Origin of the sequence: Inhella gelatinilytica (genome assembly GCF_016093295.1) — a bacterium.
In the GTDB taxonomy this organism is placed as follows: domain Bacteria; phylum Pseudomonadota; class Gammaproteobacteria; order Burkholderiales; family Burkholderiaceae_C; genus Inhella; species Inhella gelatinilytica.
This window is the reverse complement of sequence record NZ_JAEDAL010000002.1, coordinates 225,980-241,182: the sequence shown is the minus strand read 5'-3', so window position 1 is coordinate 241,182 and position 15,203 is coordinate 225,980. Positions and strand designations below refer to the sequence as shown.

Here is a 15,203-nt window from a genome sequence, read left to right as displayed (position 1 = left end):
ACCCCAAGACGCCCGGGAGGCCCCATGTTTGTCCGTCGCCGTGACTGTTTCGCCCTGCCGCTGGCGGGCTTGTTTGTTGCGCCCTTTGCAGCCCAAGCCCAGGTCCGCGACCTGAACGATGCCATCAACAAGGCGGGCCGCCAGCGCATGCTGAGTCAGCGTTGCGCCAAGGCTTGGCTGGCCATTGGACAAAACGTGCGCAAGGAACAGGCCGACAAGGTGCTGGCCGACTCAATGGCCCTGTTTGATCGGCAACTGGTCGAGTTGCGCGCCTTTGCCACCGCCAGCGCCCCCCGCGCCACGTACAGCGAGCTCGACGGCGCGTGGAGTGCCTACAAACTGGCCCTGGTGGGGTCGGCCCCCAACCGCGCGGGGGCTGAGGCGCTGCTCGCAGCCAGTGGCAAGGTCCTGTCCCTGGCACACCAGGGCACCGAGCAACTGGAGCAGCTCAGCGGCAAAGCCGTCGGTCGCCTCGTCAATTTGGCCGGCCGGCAACGCATGCTGAGCCAGCGCATGGCCGCCGCCTACCTGGGGGCGAGCTGGGGCGTTCAAGGCGATACGCTGACCCGCGCGGTGACCCAGGCCCAAACCGAGTTTCAGGCTGCACACGCCCAGCTCAAGGCCGCCGGCGAAAACACGCAGACGATTCGCCACGAGCTGGAAGCGGTCGAGCAACAATATGCGTTCTTCGAAGCCGCCCTTCGCTCGCTCAAAGCCGGTCAACCCGATGCCCGTGCGCAGGGGGAGGTCTTCACCACCAGCGAGCGCATCCTGCAACTGATGGACGGGGTGACGTCGCTCTACGCCAAGCTTTAACGACCTGCCCATGCAACTGCCGCACTACCAAGCCAACGGCCCGATTGACCCCCTCAGCGACGAAGAGCTGGGCGAGTTGGACGACGCGCTGACCGACCTTCCCCGGGGTGACGCGCTGAACATTGAGGCCCTGGACGGATACCTGTGCGCCCTGCTGCTGGCCCCTCAACCCGTGGCGCAAGTCGCGCCAGAGGTTTGGATGCCCCCAATCTGGGGTGGCGACGCGCCCGATCCGTTTGCCAGCGGCAAGCAGCGCAAGCGCGCGGTGCTGGCCATCTTGCGCCATTTGCGAGCGCTGGACGCCGATCTGCACGACCACCCCGAGCGCTGGGAGCCCATCCTCAGCCTCGCGGAGGACGAGCGCGGCGAAAGGGTCGATGCAACGGACTGGTGCGCCGGCTTCCTCTTGGGCATGGCCGTCGACGCGCCCGGCTGGTCTGCACGCACGGGTGAAGCGGCCTGGCAAGAGCTGATGGCGGCCGTGCAATTCCTGGGGGCCGATGACGAGGCGTTGTCGGAGGCCGACCGGCAGCGCCGAGCCGACCTGCCCGAAGTGGATGCCCTCAGCCGCCGTGTGCCAGAGTGCGTGCTCGCCTTGGCGGCGAACTGATCAACGCAGCGATCGCCACAGGTTGACCGCGAAGAGCACCAGGCTCAACCACACCACCGTCGACCCGATGCCCAGCAGCGGGCCGGCCCAGGTGTTCCCCAACAAGAAGAGCGCCAGCCCTCCCATGAACACCGGGAGCCCCAGGTTGTGCAGCCAAAAATGAACCTGGGCCAACCGGGTGCCCGCCGCTTGCGGGTAGTGGGTGTAAATCAAGCCGGCCAGCGCCAGCGTGACCCAGCCAAGCACGCCCAAATGGGCATGGACCGGAGCGAGGGTGAATTTCTCGGTCATGCCCATGCCCAGCCCCAGGGTGATGGCCACCACCAGGTACAGCGCCGCCAGTTTCAGCAATCGAATGGACATGAAAAATCTCCAGGCAGGGGGTTGGAAGCGAGCGAGCCTAGCGGCCCACGCCTCAGGGCGCGTCGGGATGATCCCGGGGGACCCGACGCAGGTACTCGGACCCTGGGCGCCCTGTCAGGGGTTTGACCATCACCCGGACGTCTTGGGTGCACTGGCCCATCACCAGCCCACACCGGACGCGCTGCTCGTGGTAGCCCCGGCGCTCCCAAAACCGCTCAGCCCGCACATTGCCCCGCACCACGCCCAATCGCAGCCAGTCGGCCCCTGCGGCGTGGGCCCACGCCTCCAACGCTGCATACCACCGCAGCGCGTCACCCGAACCATGACGCGCGGTGGCAACGATGAACAGACCCAGATGCCAAACACCCGCCGCCATCAGGTCCGCCACCATTTCGGCCACCGCGACCCAGTCCCCCTGCTCATCGGGCACGCCCAACACCCAGCGCTGCCGATAGGGCATGGCCGGCGGCGGTGCGTCGTGAAACAGATCCTGCGCCGCCTGAGGACCGGGCTTTAACCCTTCCACCACCTCGAAGTACAGGGGGTTGGCTTCGACGAAACGCTGCAATGCAGGCAAATCAGTCACATTCACTTCCAGCCAGGGGCCGCGTGGCTGTTCCCCCGTGCGAGGCCACGCTCCTTCACTCGCCATGATCGGTCCGCGCCAAGGTTTGTGCGGTATCAAGGGCCAACAAGAGGCTGGTCCGGTGCTCGCGCGCCACTTCACGCCAATTCAAACCCGTGAGCGCCCCTTCCAACGCCCACAGCAAGTTCAGCGACGCCCGGGGCTGGGCCCGCTTCACGCGCACGAAGGCATGAACCGCCCCCAAGCGCCGCAATTCCGAAACTGAATCAATGCCAGCGGCCACCAACCACTGGGCGGACCGTGGCCCCAGGTTCGCCAACTCGTGCAACGCGCCGCCCGGGTTGGCGATGGGTTCGTGACTCAGCCCCAGTTCTTTCACGCGCCGCTTCATCCGAATCTGACCGCATAAATCGGCGGCAAATGCGCCGAAACAGTTTGCCAGCGGTCGCCGCCATCGCCACTGGCCCACAGGCTGCCGGTGGTGCTGCCCATCAGCAGGCTGGTGCCATCGGCACTCACGTCCAGGCCGTGGCGGTAGACCAGGTCGTAGCAGTGCTGCTGCGGCAGGCCGTGGCGCAAGGTCTCGAAGCTGTGGCCGCCGTCGCGTGTGCGGGTGACGCAGAGGGCGGCGTCCACCGGTATGCGGCGCTCGTCCTTAACCGCCGGGGCAAACCAGGCGGTGTTGGGGTCCTGCGGGTGGGCCGCGACCGCAAAACCAAAGCTGGAGGGCGCGGGCTTGAGTTCCTGCCACAGAGCCCCGTGGTCGGCGCTGCGCCAGATGCCGCAGTGGTGCTGGGTCCACAGCACGTCGGGGGCGGCGGCGCAGCGCTGCACGCGGTGCGGGTCCTGAATGTTGGGGTCGCCCTGGCGCTCGGGCGGCATGAAGTCGGCTCGCATGCCCTGGGTGTGCACGCTCCAGCTGGCGCCGCCATCCCGCGTGCGCCAGACGCCGCCGCAGCTGATGCCGACCAGCAGGTCGTTCGCGTCCTGCGGGTGCGGGCAAATGGAATGGATGCCGGGCTCGGGGTAACCGCCGCCGAACCACTCCAGGCGCTGCGGCAGGTTCCACAGGGGGTCCACCAGTTGCCAACTCGCGCCGCGGTCGCGTGAGACGAACAGGCCGCCGGGCAGGGTTCCGCACCAGAGGCTGCCGTCCACGGCGCGCTCCAGGCTCCAGATCAGACCGAGCTTCCAGGGGAAGGGTTGCTTCGGCTCCTCGGGTTGCGCCGGGTAGGCGGGGCAAGCCAGCTCCCGCCAGCTCGCCCCGGCGTCGTCGCTGCCGTGCAGCTTGACGCCAAAGTGCCCGAGGTTCAGCGCCGCGAGCATGAAGCCGCTGGCATCGGGGGGCAGGACCATGCTGACGGGCTCCGCCAGAAAGCTGACCCGCGCGATCGACCAGGCGTCGGGGCCTTGTCGCTGCAGTTCAAACAGGCCTTTGCGGGTCGCCACCCAGGCGCGGTCGTCTCGTGTCATGACTCACTCCAGTTCAGCCGCCACTGAGCGCCTGCAGCACGTGGACGCGGCTGTCGGGCTGCAAGGGCTGGTTCAGGTCCAAACAGCGGCGCCCATCGACGAACACCGCCACATGAAAACGCAACGCCCCTTGGTCGTCCAGCACGTAGCCGCGCAGCGCCGGGTTGACGGCAAAGGCAGCCTCCAGCGCAGCCCCCAAGCTGTGCGCCGCACAAGCCACACTCGGGGTGGCAGTGAAGCGGCGCAGCTGGGGGGTGAACTCAATCTGGGGCATGCCGCATGCTCGGCGCTTTCTCTTGCTGAGACAAGCAGGACAATGCCGCATGACTTCCGACACCGAAGCCCGCGTCACCGAGCTGGAGATCAAGGCCAGCTTTGCCGATGACCTGCTGGAGCAGCTCAACACCGTGGTCGCGCAGCAGCAGCGCCAGCTCGACGCCCTACAACGCGAGCTGCAGGCCCTGAGACAGCAGCTGCGCGATCAAGACCGGCCCAGCAGCCTTGGGTCCCAGGCTGACGAGCGACCGCCACACTATTGATGCTGCCGTCTGGGTGCGGCTACGGTCGAAACCAAAGATCGGCCTCGTGAACCGGTGTCTTGGGCGGCAAGCCCGGGTTGTCCAACTCAATGATGTGCCGTGCTGCCAATTGAGATCGTTGCAGATCCGCATCGTGCTGCTGCTGGAACAGCCTCTCGAAGCGACCACTGCGTTGCATGTCCCGCAGACCGGTTTCCAGAGCATCCGCCAGTTCAGGTCGATCTCGGCGCACAAAAAAGTAAATCGGTGCCCGGTAATGCAGCGCCAATGTGGGCTCCACCGCCAACGCCTCCCCTCGCCGACCCACTTCCCGCCACACCTCGGCAACTGATCGAGGAAATGCATCCACTTTCCCCTGGACCAGCAACCCGAACAAAGACTCGTAGTGGGACGAGGTCACGACCGGTAGACCGTTGGCACGAAGAATTTCCGTATCCGGCCAGTGGGCCGCTTGGGCCAATCGGAATCGCCTCAAATCACTCAACCGGGTGACCTGGGAGAAGGCATCCGCCTTGTCCGGTCGAACCAGCAACACCCGCCATCCAAACAGCCCCTTGTGCAGGGGGATTCGCACCGGCAGCAGCGCCCGCTCACGCTCCAGGTTTGTCATGCCCCACCCCACGTCGATGAGCCCCGAGGCATTGGCCAACTCGAGCAACGTACGGGACTGCACCATCACCGAAGCACTGGGCAGCAACTGGAAGACCGATCGGCTGCTTTCCAGTGCCGCCCGAAGCACTTGAAGGGGGTACCAGGTGGCAGGGTCAAATTCGCGCGACGGCCGGGGAAATCGAATCAGGCCCAAGTTCCCGGGCCCCAGGGGCATTGACCCGGCCCAACCACAGCTCGCCACCAAGCCCAGCGTTAAGACATGCCGGCGCATCGTCAGGTCTAAAAATGAATGCCACGCATCATCTGTTGCAAGGCCATGGCTTCCGGGCTGAGCTGCGGCTTGGGCTTGGCAAAGCGCTTCAGTTTGGACACCGGGCCCGCGGGGGCTTCAGCACGGGCCGCATCGCTGTCCGGGAACATGCGGAAACTGGTGTTCATGACGATTTGCGCCACGCGCGGCGCCACCGCGTGCAGCACCTCGCCGGTCTTGCCCAGTCGCGTGGCGATGCGAACGGGTTTTTGGATGCAAGCCTGGGCCACCATGTCGGCCGCCTGCTCGGGGCTGAGCGTCGGAACGTTGTTGTAGATCTGGGTGGGCGCGATCATGGGGGTGCGCACCAAGGGCATGTTGATGGTGGTGAAGGTCACGCCTTGATCGGCGTACTCACTGGCCGCACAGCGGGTCCAGGCATCCAAAGCGGCTTTGCTCGCCACGTAGGCTGAGAATCGCGGGGCATTGGTGAGCACGCCAATGGAGCTGATGTTGACCACATGGCCCTTGCGTTTCTTGACCATGCCGGGCAGCAGACCGAGCGTGACCCGCAAGCAACCGAAGTAGTTGAGCTGCATGGTGCGCTCGAAGTCATGGAATCGGTCGTAGCTGTTCTCAATGGCGCGTCGGATCGAGCGGCCCGCGTTGTTGATTAAAAAGTCCACACCGCCCAACTCCGCGTCGAGCCAGGCGATCAGTTCCGCGCAACTCTCAGCGCTGGCAATGTCCGCACTGCGGGCCAACACCTTGGCGCCCCGACCGGCGGTCGCTTCGATTTCCTCCACAGCGCTCTTGAGTTTGTCCTCATCACGCGCGCAAATCACGGTGATGGCACCCGCCTCGGCGAACTTCTTCGCAGCGGCCAAACCGATCCCCGAACTGCCCCCGGTTACCAGGACCACCTTGCCCGCCACGGTGCCGCGCAACGTGCGGTCAATGTGCAGATCCGGGTCGAGATGCCGCTCCCAGTAATCCCACAGGCGCCAGGCGTAATCGTGCAAGTCGGGGCACTCAATGCCACTGCCCTCCAGAGCCTTGAGTGTCTCGCGGCAATCAAAACGCGTGGGGTAGTTGATGAACGGCAACAAGTCCTCGGGCAGCCCCAGGTCATCCAACAGGGCGTCCTTCACGCGACGCACGGGGCTCAGCGCCAGCAGGCCTTTGCGGATCGGGTTCGGAATGAAGCCCAGCAGTGCCGCGTTTACAAAAACATTCATCTTGGGAGCATGGGCCGCCCGCCCCAAAATGTCCAAAACATCGCCCACCCGATAGCCCTTGGGATCGACCAGGTGGTAGCACCCGCCCCCCCGCTTGACCTGATGACTGAGGTGGTCCAGGGCGGCGACCACGAAGTCCACCGGCACGATGTTGATCCGCCCGCCCTCCAAACCCACCATGGGAAACCAGGGCGGCAGCCACTGGCGCAAACGCTGGATGGGCTTGAAAAAATAGTAGGGGCCATCGATCTTGTCCATCTCACCGGTTCGGGAGTCCCCCACCACCATGGCGGGTCGGTACACCGTCCACGGGCGTTTGCAGTGGTCGCGCACGAGCTTTTCGGACTCGTGTTTGGTTTGAAAGTACGGATGCTCCAGCCCTTCGGCCTCCGCAAACATATCCTCCCGAAACACCCCTTCGTAGAGCCCCGCCGCGGCGATGCTGGAAACATGGTGAACATGGCCCGCCTCCACCGCTTGGGCCAATTCGAGGAAGTGCCGGGTGCCCTCAATGTTGGCGGCTTGCTGGCTCTGCGCATCGGCCGTCATGTCGTAGACCGCGGCCAAGTGAAACGCGTGATCAATCTGGCCTTTCAGAGATTTGAGCGCGCTGGCCTCCACGCCCAGCCGCTTGCGCGTCAGGTCCCCAAACACTGGCACGGCGCGCGTCTTGCTCACCCCCCAGTACGCCCACAGCGACTCCAGTTTGTCGCGACTGGACTCCCGGATCAAAAAGTACACCACGCTGCCCCGCCGGGCCAGCAAGCGCTTGACCAAGCGCTTGCCGATGAAGCCCGTCGCACCCGTTACGAAATACCGCATGAAGGCCTCCTGTACCGCGAACGCAACCGCTCGACCTTCGGATCATTGTCATCACCGGACGGCGCTTGTGCGCCCGCGTTTCCCCCCGGTTTGCCCCCTGGGAAACTTCGCTTTGGCATAGAGCCCCCACACTAGGAAGCGCCCCCCCCAAGCGCAGGGCCGCCGCCTATAGTGAGCCCAGCGTCGCGGTAGGTGCTGCGGCGATCCCCCCGTGTCAGGAGATTTCAATGGTCAAGAAACTGCAGAAGATGGCAAACAAGAAAGCCGCAGCCCCGATGAACGGCTTCAACCCCGCCGCCCTGCTGGACGGCCACGTGGCGCAAGGCGTGCGTGATTCGGCGCAGCAAATCTGGGCCGCCGGTTTGGCCGCTTTTAGCAAGGCACAAGGCGAAGGCACCAAGGTCTTTGACACCTTGGTGAAAGAAGGCATGACCCTGCAACAAAAGACCCAAACGCTGGCTGAAAAGAAGTTTGGCGCGGTCGCTGAAAAGATGACCGGCGTGGCCACGGAAGTGGGCGCCAAGGCCGGCCAGCATTGGGACAAGCTGGAATCGATTTTTGAAGAGCGCGTGGCTCGCGCCTTGAAGAGCTTGGGCGTGCCCAGCGGCAAGGACATCTCGGCCCTGATCGCCCGCATCGACGCACTGTCGACGGCCGTCGGGTTCGCGCCGGTCAAGCAAACAGTGGCCAAAAAGCCGGCAGCCAAGCCCGCGGCCAAACCCGTTGCCAAGGCAGAACCCAAAAAGGCAGCCGCTGACAAAGCGCCCGCCAAAAAGGCTCCGCTGAAGAAGGCGGCCGCCAAGCCCGCGCCGGCTAAGAAAGCCGTAGAAGCCAAGGCCGCTCCGGCCAAGAAGGCGACTGTGAAGAAGGCAGCCAAGCCCGCGGTGGTCGCCAAGCCGACGGCCGCACCGGCCGCCGACGCGCCGCAGGCCTAAGTCCATTGCCCGGCACTCCAAGCTGGGCAGGGCAGACCGCGCCGTGAAAACCGCACCCTTTCGCTGGGACGGTTTCACGGCGTTATCGTTTAGGTCTTGTCACTAGGCCTTGGCCACCATCCACGCTCTACAGTGCATTCATGACGACTCGAAGCCGACGCTCCAAACCTGCCCCCCGTATCGGCTTGGCCTTGGCGGGCGGCGGACCCTTGGGTGCCATCTATGAGGTCGGTGCCCTGTGCGCGCTGGAGCAGTCCATCGAAGGCCTTGATTTCGCCGACTGCACCAGCTACATCGGCGTGAGTGCGGGCGGCATCATTGCTTCTTGCTTGGCCAACGGCCTTACCCCCTCCCAGCTGTGCGCGGGCTTCATTGAGAACAGCTCCGCAGCCCCCGATCACTTCGACCCGAAGGTCCTGCTGCACCCGAACTGGGAAGAACTCAGCCGGCGCCTGCACAAGCTGCCGTCCTTGGCCGGTGAGGCGTTGTGGCGCGTCTTGGTGGAGAAGCGGTCGGCCCTGGGAGCGCTGGAGCTGCTCGGCGCGGCCCTGCCCACGGGCTGGCTGAACAGCGATCAACTGGCGAGACAGTTGCGGGATATGTTCCAGCGTCCGGGTCGCAGCGACGACTTCCGCGACCTCAAGAAACGCCTGCTGCTGGTTGCCACCGATTTGGACTCGGGCGAAACCGTGGCCTTCGGTCGTCCGGGCTGGGACCATGTGCCCATCAGCCGCGCCGTGCAGGCCAGCGCGGCGCTGCCGGGCCTGTATCCCCCCGTTGAGATCGACGGCCATTTTTTGGTGGACGGCGCCCTCAAGAAGACCGTGCATGCCAGCCTGTTGCTCGAAGAGGGCTTGGACTTGCTCTTCATGGTCAACCCGCTCGTGCCGTACGAGGTGAGCGGCGGGGACATGCACCTGCGGGCCAAGCCGCGCATTCCCAAACTCGTTGATGGGGGCATGCCGGTGGTGCTGAGCCAAATGCTCCGCTCGCTGATCCATTCGCGTCTGGAGTTGGGGATGAAGGCCTACACCAAGAGCCACCCGAAGACAGACATCGTGTTCTTCGAACCCGATCACCGTGACGCGGAGCTCTTTTTGGCCAACACGTTCAGCTACCGTCACCGCCGGGAGCTGGCCGAACACGCCTATCAAGCCACCCGCGCCGACCTGCTGCACCGAGCCCCCAAACTGGCGCCGGTGTTGGCCCGCCATGGTCTGACGCTGCAGGTGGACCGGCTGATGGATCCAACGCAGGTCCTGGTGCGGGTGTGGGATACCCCCAGCCACACCCCGACCGAGCGCGCACTCCTGCAACTCGATCAGGTCCTGAACCTGCTGGAAAGCCGAATCGAGCAATCCGGCTCGCTCAATGCCTAAAGGGGCGAAAGGGCTGGGCCCTTTTAGAGTTCACATTCGGGTTCTTATCGGGGCAACCCCCTCCCTGGGGGGGTGATTGGAGACGCTACATTCGCCGCGCAGCGCCGTCACGGAAAAGGCTGGACATGCGTGAGTTGAAAAAACAAGTGCTCGGTGGATTGGGACTTCTCTTGATCGCCACCGCTCAAGGGCAAACCCTTTCTCGAATTCAAGGCGGAACCCTCACCGTGGGCTACCGCGAAAACGCCATGCCGTTTTCCTACAACGTGCCTGGGCAGCGGGATCCGGTGGGGCTTTCCATCGACCTGTGCCGCGCCGTGGCACAAGGCTTGAAGCAAGAACTCAAGCTCGCCAACCTCAATGTGCGCTTCGTCCCCGTCGCGGCCAACGACGCCGAGAAGGCGGTGAACAGCGGCAAGATCGATTTGGAGTGCGCCACCAGCACGGACACCCGGGCGCGCCGCGACAACGTCAACTTCAGCCACCACATCTTTTTTGCAGGCGTGCAGATGATGACCCGCGTCAACGCTGGCATCAAAGACTGGCCGGACATCAACAAGCGCACCGTGAGTTTCACCCAAGGCACCACAGCCAAAGCGGTGATGAGCCAACACAAGCTCACCAAAGGGTTGGCGTACAAGACCCTCGACGCCAAAGACCAGGCGGAGTCCTTCACGCATCTCAACAGTGGGAAGGCTGACGCCTGGGCCTTGGGGAACGTGTTGCTGGTGGGCATTCGTGCCCAAGACCGCAACCCGCGAGCCTGGGAAATCGTGGGCGAGCCGCTGTCGGTCGAACCCTACGCGCTGATGATTCGCAAAGGGGACGCTGACTTCCAGCGCGCCGTGAACAAAGAGCTGAGTCGGATCTTTGTCACGGGCGAATACCAGAAGATCTATGAGCGCTGGTTCCAGAGCCCCATCCCGCCGCGCAACGTCAACCTGAAACTGGAGCCGGGCCTGCTGCTTCGCGCCCAGATGCGCAACCCGAAGTCGGCCATCGCGGACTGAGGCGGTTCAATCCACAACAAGAACGGGCGCCGCGGCGCCCGTTCTTGTTGGCCGCTCCGCAGTCTCAGCCGAGGTAGCGCGCCCGCAAGTGGGCCTGGAAGTGCGCCGGGTTGAGCGCTTCGCCGCTGGCGCGTTGCACCAGCTCCGGCGTTTCCCAGCGCGAGCCCTGGCTCCAGACCTTGGCCTGCAGCCAATCGAACACCGGTTGCAGCTCGCCGCGGGCAATGCCAGCGTCCAGCCCAGCGATGTCGCGACGCATGGTGGCAAACCACTGGGCCGCATACATGGCCCCCAGCGTGTAGCAGGGGAAATAGCCAATCAGGCCCTCGGGCCAGTGCACGTCCTGCATGCAGCCGTTGCGGTAGTTGCCCACGGTGTCGATGCCGAGCAGCTCCTGCATCTTGGTCGCCCACAGGTCGGGAATGTCCTCGCACTCGATCTCGCCCTCGACCAGCGCCTTTTCGATTTCAAACCGCAGAATCACGTGGCAGGGGTACGTGACCTCGTCCGCATCGACGCGAATGAAGCCGGGCTTCACGCGGGTCAGGAGCTTGTGCAGGTTTTCGGGCTCCCACGCAGGTTGGGCGCCCAGGTGCTTCATCAGCAAGGGCGACAGCTGCTGCGCAAAGCCCGGATGGCTGCCCAGCTGCATCTCGAAACTCAGCGACTGGCTTTCGTGCAAGCCCATCGAACGTGCATTGGCGATCGGCAGGCCCAGCCACTCGCGCGGCAGGTTCTGCTCGTAGCGGCCATGGCCCGTCTCGTGGATCACCCCCATCAGTGCGGGCAGGGCGTCGTCCTCGCTGTAGCGCGTGGTCATGCGCACATCCTCGGGCACGCCGCCACAAAACGGGTGGGCGCTTTCATCCAAACGCCCCGCCTCGAAGTCAAAGCCCATCAGCTTCATGGCCGCCAAGCCCAGCTCGCGCTGCGCCGCCTTGGGGAAGGGGCCCACGGGTTGGATGACCGTTTCGTTCGCTTGCTGGGTTTGCACGGCCTTGATCAGGCCGGGCAACCACTGGCGCAGGTCACCGAAAACGCGCGCAATCTCGCTGCTGCGCATGCCGGGTTCGTACTGGTCGAGCAGCGCGTCGTACTTCGACAGCCCCGTGGCTTGGCTCAGGCAGGCCGCCGCTTCGCGCGTCAGGCGCACCACCTCTTTCAAATTGGGCAGGTGCCCGGCCCAATCGTTGGCCTTGCGCTGCTCGCGCCAGGCGTGGCCGCTGCGCGATGTGGCCAGACTGAGTTGCTCCACCAGGGCCTGCGGCAGGGCATTGCTGGCGCGCCAGCTGCGCTTCATCTCCCGCACCGAGGCGCGTTCGAAGTCACCCAGGCTCTCGCCTTCGGCTTGCTGGAGCAGGCCCGCCAGTTCCGGGGCCGTGGCCAGTTCATGCAGCAAGCCGCCCATCTCCGCCATCGCCGCGGCACGCGCCTCGTTGCCCTTGGGTGGCATGAAAGATTGTTGGTCCCAGGACGCAATGCTCTGCAGGTGCGAGAGCTTGTGCAGGCGTTGGTAGCGGCGAACCAGTTCGGTGTAAGCAGTCATGTTGGAGCGCAAGAGGGCGAAAACCGCATTCTCGGGGCAGCGCCCTGGCGCGGCAGAAGTCACCGCCAGCCGCAGCGTATGGGCGGCCTGTATCGCGGCGATGATGCAGGCATGCAGTGCCCCTCCCCTCATTCCGCCGTTGTGATTGGCGGTGGCCCCGCGGGCCTGGCCGCGGCTGAAGTGCTCAGCGCCGCGGGCTGGACCGTGGATCTCTTTGACGCGATGCCTTCGGTGGGCCGCAAATTCCTGCTCGCAGGGCGCGGGGGGCTCAACCTCACGCACTCCGAGCCTTTTGAGCGCTTTCTGAGCCGTTTCGGCGCGCGAGCACAGCCCCTTCACCCGGCCCTGGAAGCTTTCGGGCCAGACGCACTGCGGGCCTGGGCCGCCGATTTGGGCATCAGCACCTTTGTCGGCACCTCGGGCCGGGTGTTTCCCACCGACATGAAGGCAGCTCCCCTGCTTCGCGCGTGGTTGCACCGGTTGCGCGAACAGGGCGTGCGTTTTCACATGCGGCACCGCTGGCGGGGCTGGACCGACACCGGCGATCTGCGCTTTGACACCCCTGCGGGTCCCGTGGAATGGCCGGCCCAGCCCACCCTCCTCGCCCTGGGCGGCGCCAGCTGGGCGCGCCTGGGGTCAGATGGCGCCTGGGTGCCCTGGCTCGCCGCACGCGGCGTGGCAGTGGCGCCGCTGCAGCCCGCCAACTGCGGTTTTGATGTGCAAGGCGGTTGGAGCGACTACCTGGTTCAGCACCACGCGGGCCAGCCCATCAAGCCGGTTCGGCTCGCCTTCCAAGGCTTTGACCAGCAGGGTGAGTTCGTGCTGACCGCCACCGGCATCGAAGGCAGCTTGGTCTACGCCGCCAGCCGCCCGCTGCGCGAGGCCCTGGCCCGGGACGGCACGGCCACGCTGCACCTGGATCTGCTCCCGCAAACCCCGCCCGAAAAGGTGCGCAGCCTGCTCCACCGGGGCGTGGGCAGCAAATCCTTCGCGAGTTTTCTCAAGAGTCAATTCAAGCTGCAGGGGCTCAAGACCGCCCTGCTGCACGAAGTGCTGGGCCCCGCGGTGAAGGACCCCACGCGCTTGGCCGAAGCGCTCAAAGCCCTGCCCCTCACCCTGGTGCGAACGCGCCCCATCGACGAGGCCATCAGCACCGCCGGGGGCGTGGCCTGGGCCGCGCTGGACGAGGGGTACCAACTCAAGTCCTGCCCACGCATCTTCGTAGCGGGCGAGATGCTGGACTGGGAGGCCCCGACCGGCGGCTACCTGCTCACGGCCAGCTTGGCCACCGGACGGGCCGCGGCCGCGGGGTTGATGCGCGCTTGCGCGTAGGCGCGCTTGCGCGTAGGCGCGCTCAACCCGTGGACAGCGCCCCCGGGAACAAGCCCATCAAAACCGCCGTCATCAACACGTAGCGGGCCAGCTTGCCTATGGCCATATAAACCAGGCAAGGCCAAAACGGCAGGCGCAGCCAGCCCGCGACGGCACACAGCGGGTCGCCCACCAGAGGCAACCAAGACAACAAACAGGCCTTGGGCCCGAACCGCTGCATCAACTGCAGCAGGCGGGGGTTGCGCGGCGCGTGGTGGCGCCAGCGCTCATAGCCGCGCTCAGCCCCCCAGCCCATGGCCCAACTGATGCCCCCGCCGAGGGTGTTACCGGCTGTGGCCACCAAGACAGCGGGCCAGAACAGGCTGGGATCGGCCTTGACGAGGGCGAACACCACCGGCTCCGAACCCATCGGCAGCAAGGTGGCGGACACCAGGGCGATCAAAAACACGGCCGGCAAGCCCACCGTGGGCAAGGCGAACCAAGCCAAAAAGGCGTGCAGTTGGGACAAGAACCAAGCTTCCATGGTGGCGGCATTCTGACGGGCTCCGCCCGCGCCCAGGCAACCAAAGGCACCCAGGTAAACTGTTGCCCTTTTTTTAGGCAGCCCTTCCTTGCTCTCCACCCCGCTCTCCCTTGGCCCCCACACGCTGCCCAACCGGCTGTTCGTGGCGCCCATGGCCGGGGTGACGGACCGCCCCTTTCGCAAACTGTGCAAGCGCTTGGGGGCCGGTCACGCCGTCAGTGAGATGGTGACCAGCCAGAAGGCCCTGTGGAACAGCCTCAAGACCAGCCGGCGCGCGGACCATCAAGGTGAATCAGCCCCGATCGCGGTGCAGATCGCCGGCGTGGACCCCACTCAGATGGCCGAGGCCACGCGCTACAACATCGAGCGCGGGGCCCAGATCATTGACATCAACATGGGCTGTCCAGCCAAGAAGGTCTGCACCAAGTGGGCGGGCTCCGCGCTGATGCAGGACGAAAGCCTGGCCCTGGCCATCGTCGATGCGGTGGTGGACGCGGCCGGTGCTGTGCCCGTGACGCTCAAGATGCGCACCGGCTGGTGCCAAGCCCACAAAAACGCGCTCTCCTTGGCCCGCAAGGCCGAAGCTGCAGGCATCCAAATGCTCACCATCCATGGCCGCACCCGGGAGCAGGGCTACGGGGGCGAAGCGGAGTACGACACGATTGCAGCGGTCAAACAGGCCCTGTCCATTCCGGTCGTCGCCAATGGGGACATCGACTCACCGCAAAAGGCGCGGGCCGTACTGGCCGCCACCGGCGCCGACGCCCTGATGATCGGCCGCGCCGCGCAGGGGCAGCCTTGGATCTTTGGCGACATCCTCCACTTTCTGGCCACCGGTCAGCACCGTGAGCGGCCCCGCGTGCCCGAGGTGCTGGCGTGGCTGCTCGAACACCTGGACGAGCACTACAGCCTGTACGGCGAGTTCACCGGCACCCGCAGCGCCCGCAAGCACATTGGCTGGGCGCTCAAAAGCCTGCCCGCCGGCGAAGACCTGCGCCAACAGATGAACCAATTGGAAACCAGCGCCGCGCAAAAAGCCTGGCTTCAGAGCACGCTGGATCGCCTGGGGCAGCAGTTTGAGCGCTGGCCTGCGGCCAACGAGACGGCCCCCCTCAGCCCTGACCTGCTCCCCGAGCCAGCGCGGGCGTGCGCCTGAGCCCGAACCCACA

The 15,203-nt window shown here is 65.4% G+C and carries 17 protein-coding genes; 8 read left to right on the top strand and 9 right to left on the bottom strand.

Annotated elements, in window-relative coordinates:
• The first annotated feature begins 24 nt into the window (after nt 1-24).
• Nucleotides 25-816: a type IV pili methyl-accepting chemotaxis transducer N-terminal domain-containing protein gene (locus I7X43_RS06010; protein WP_198100017.1), complete on the top strand. Its 792-nt coding sequence runs from the start codon at nt 25-27 to the stop codon at nt 814-816.
• A gap of 10 nt (nt 817-826) precedes the next feature.
• Entirely contained in the window at nt 827-1,426 is a 600-nt protein-coding gene (locus I7X43_RS06005) for a UPF0149 family protein (RefSeq protein ID WP_198100016.1), read from the top strand.
• Here I7X43_RS06005 and I7X43_RS16380 read toward each other — a convergent pair whose 3' ends face one another.
• The 5 genes from I7X43_RS16380 to I7X43_RS05980 are packed head-to-tail and all read right to left on the bottom strand — an operon-like array spanning nt 1,427 to nt 4,122.
• On the bottom strand, nt 1,427-1,789 hold the full coding sequence (locus I7X43_RS16380) for a hypothetical protein (RefSeq protein ID WP_246480213.1): 363 nt from the start codon (nt 1,787-1,789) through the stop codon (nt 1,427-1,429).
• Nucleotides 1,790-1,841: 52 nt separating this feature from the next.
• On the bottom strand, nt 1,842-2,375 hold the full coding sequence (locus tag I7X43_RS05995) for a GNAT family N-acetyltransferase (RefSeq protein WP_198100015.1): 534 nt from the start codon (nt 2,373-2,375) through the stop codon (nt 1,842-1,844).
• A gap of 55 nt (nt 2,376-2,430) precedes the next feature.
• Nucleotides 2,431-2,754, bottom strand: a complete 324-nt coding sequence (locus tag I7X43_RS05990; protein ID WP_198100014.1) for a TfoX/Sxy family protein — start codon at nt 2,752-2,754, stop codon at nt 2,431-2,433.
• An 8-nt stretch (nt 2,755-2,762) separates the two neighbouring features.
• Entirely contained in the window at nt 2,763-3,848 is a 1,086-nt protein-coding gene (locus I7X43_RS05985) for a WD40/YVTN/BNR-like repeat-containing protein (RefSeq protein ID WP_198100013.1), read from the bottom strand.
• 13 nt (nt 3,849-3,861) lie between these two features.
• On the bottom strand, nt 3,862-4,122 hold the full coding sequence (locus I7X43_RS05980) for a MoaD/ThiS family protein (protein ID WP_198100012.1): 261 nt from the start codon (nt 4,120-4,122) through the stop codon (nt 3,862-3,864).
• A 49-nt stretch (nt 4,123-4,171) separates the two neighbouring features.
• Here I7X43_RS05980 and I7X43_RS05975 point away from each other — a divergent pair, with 49 nt between their 5' ends.
• Nucleotides 4,172-4,387, top strand: coding sequence for a SlyX family protein (locus I7X43_RS05975; RefSeq protein ID WP_198100011.1), 216 nt, complete (start codon nt 4,172-4,174; stop codon nt 4,385-4,387).
• A 19-nt stretch (nt 4,388-4,406) separates the two neighbouring features.
• Here I7X43_RS05975 and I7X43_RS05970 read toward each other — a convergent pair whose 3' ends face one another.
• Nucleotides 4,407-5,213, bottom strand: coding sequence for a substrate-binding periplasmic protein (locus I7X43_RS05970; protein WP_198100010.1), 807 nt, complete (start codon nt 5,211-5,213; stop codon nt 4,407-4,409).
• A gap of 65 nt (nt 5,214-5,278) precedes the next feature.
• Nucleotides 5,279-7,309 (bottom strand): SDR family oxidoreductase, encoded by a 2,031-nt coding sequence (locus I7X43_RS05965; RefSeq protein ID WP_198100009.1) that lies wholly within the window; start codon nt 7,307-7,309, stop codon nt 5,279-5,281.
• A gap of 248 nt (nt 7,310-7,557) precedes the next feature.
• Between I7X43_RS05965 and I7X43_RS05960 the strand changes: the two genes are divergently transcribed.
• The 3 genes from I7X43_RS05960 to I7X43_RS05950 all read left to right on the top strand — a co-directional run bounded on the left by I7X43_RS05960 (nt 7,558) and on the right by I7X43_RS05950 (nt 10,633).
• Nucleotides 7,558-8,244 (top strand): phasin family protein, encoded by a 687-nt coding sequence (locus I7X43_RS05960; RefSeq protein WP_246480211.1) that lies wholly within the window; start codon nt 7,558-7,560, stop codon nt 8,242-8,244.
• A gap of 140 nt (nt 8,245-8,384) precedes the next feature.
• Nucleotides 8,385-9,623, top strand: coding sequence for a patatin-like phospholipase family protein (locus tag I7X43_RS05955; RefSeq protein ID WP_198100007.1), 1,239 nt, complete (start codon nt 8,385-8,387; stop codon nt 9,621-9,623).
• Between the two features lie 125 nt (nt 9,624-9,748).
• Nucleotides 9,749-10,633 (top strand): amino acid ABC transporter substrate-binding protein, encoded by an 885-nt coding sequence (locus I7X43_RS05950; protein WP_198100006.1) that lies wholly within the window; start codon nt 9,749-9,751, stop codon nt 10,631-10,633.
• A gap of 64 nt (nt 10,634-10,697) precedes the next feature.
• On the opposite strand, the gene I7X43_RS05945 is transcribed toward I7X43_RS05950, so the two are convergent.
• Entirely contained in the window at nt 10,698-12,179 is a 1,482-nt protein-coding gene (locus I7X43_RS05945) for a carboxypeptidase M32 (protein ID WP_198100005.1), read from the bottom strand.
• Between the two features lie 111 nt (nt 12,180-12,290).
• Between I7X43_RS05945 and I7X43_RS05940 the strand changes: the two genes are divergently transcribed.
• Nucleotides 12,291-13,511, top strand: a complete 1,221-nt coding sequence (locus tag I7X43_RS05940) for a TIGR03862 family flavoprotein (RefSeq protein ID WP_198100004.1) — start codon at nt 12,291-12,293, stop codon at nt 13,509-13,511.
• A 22-nt stretch (nt 13,512-13,533) separates the two neighbouring features.
• On the opposite strand, the gene I7X43_RS05935 is transcribed toward I7X43_RS05940, so the two are convergent.
• Complete coding sequence (locus I7X43_RS05935; protein ID WP_198100003.1) at nt 13,534-14,034, bottom strand: YqaA family protein; 501 nt, start codon at nt 14,032-14,034, stop codon at nt 13,534-13,536.
• Nucleotides 14,035-14,122: 88 nt separating this feature from the next.
• Here I7X43_RS05935 and dusB point away from each other — a divergent pair, with 88 nt between their 5' ends.
• Nucleotides 14,123-15,190, top strand: coding sequence for a tRNA dihydrouridine synthase DusB (gene dusB / locus I7X43_RS05930; protein WP_198100002.1), 1,068 nt, complete (start codon nt 14,123-14,125; stop codon nt 15,188-15,190).
• The last annotated feature ends 13 nt before the right edge of the window (nt 15,191-15,203 follow it).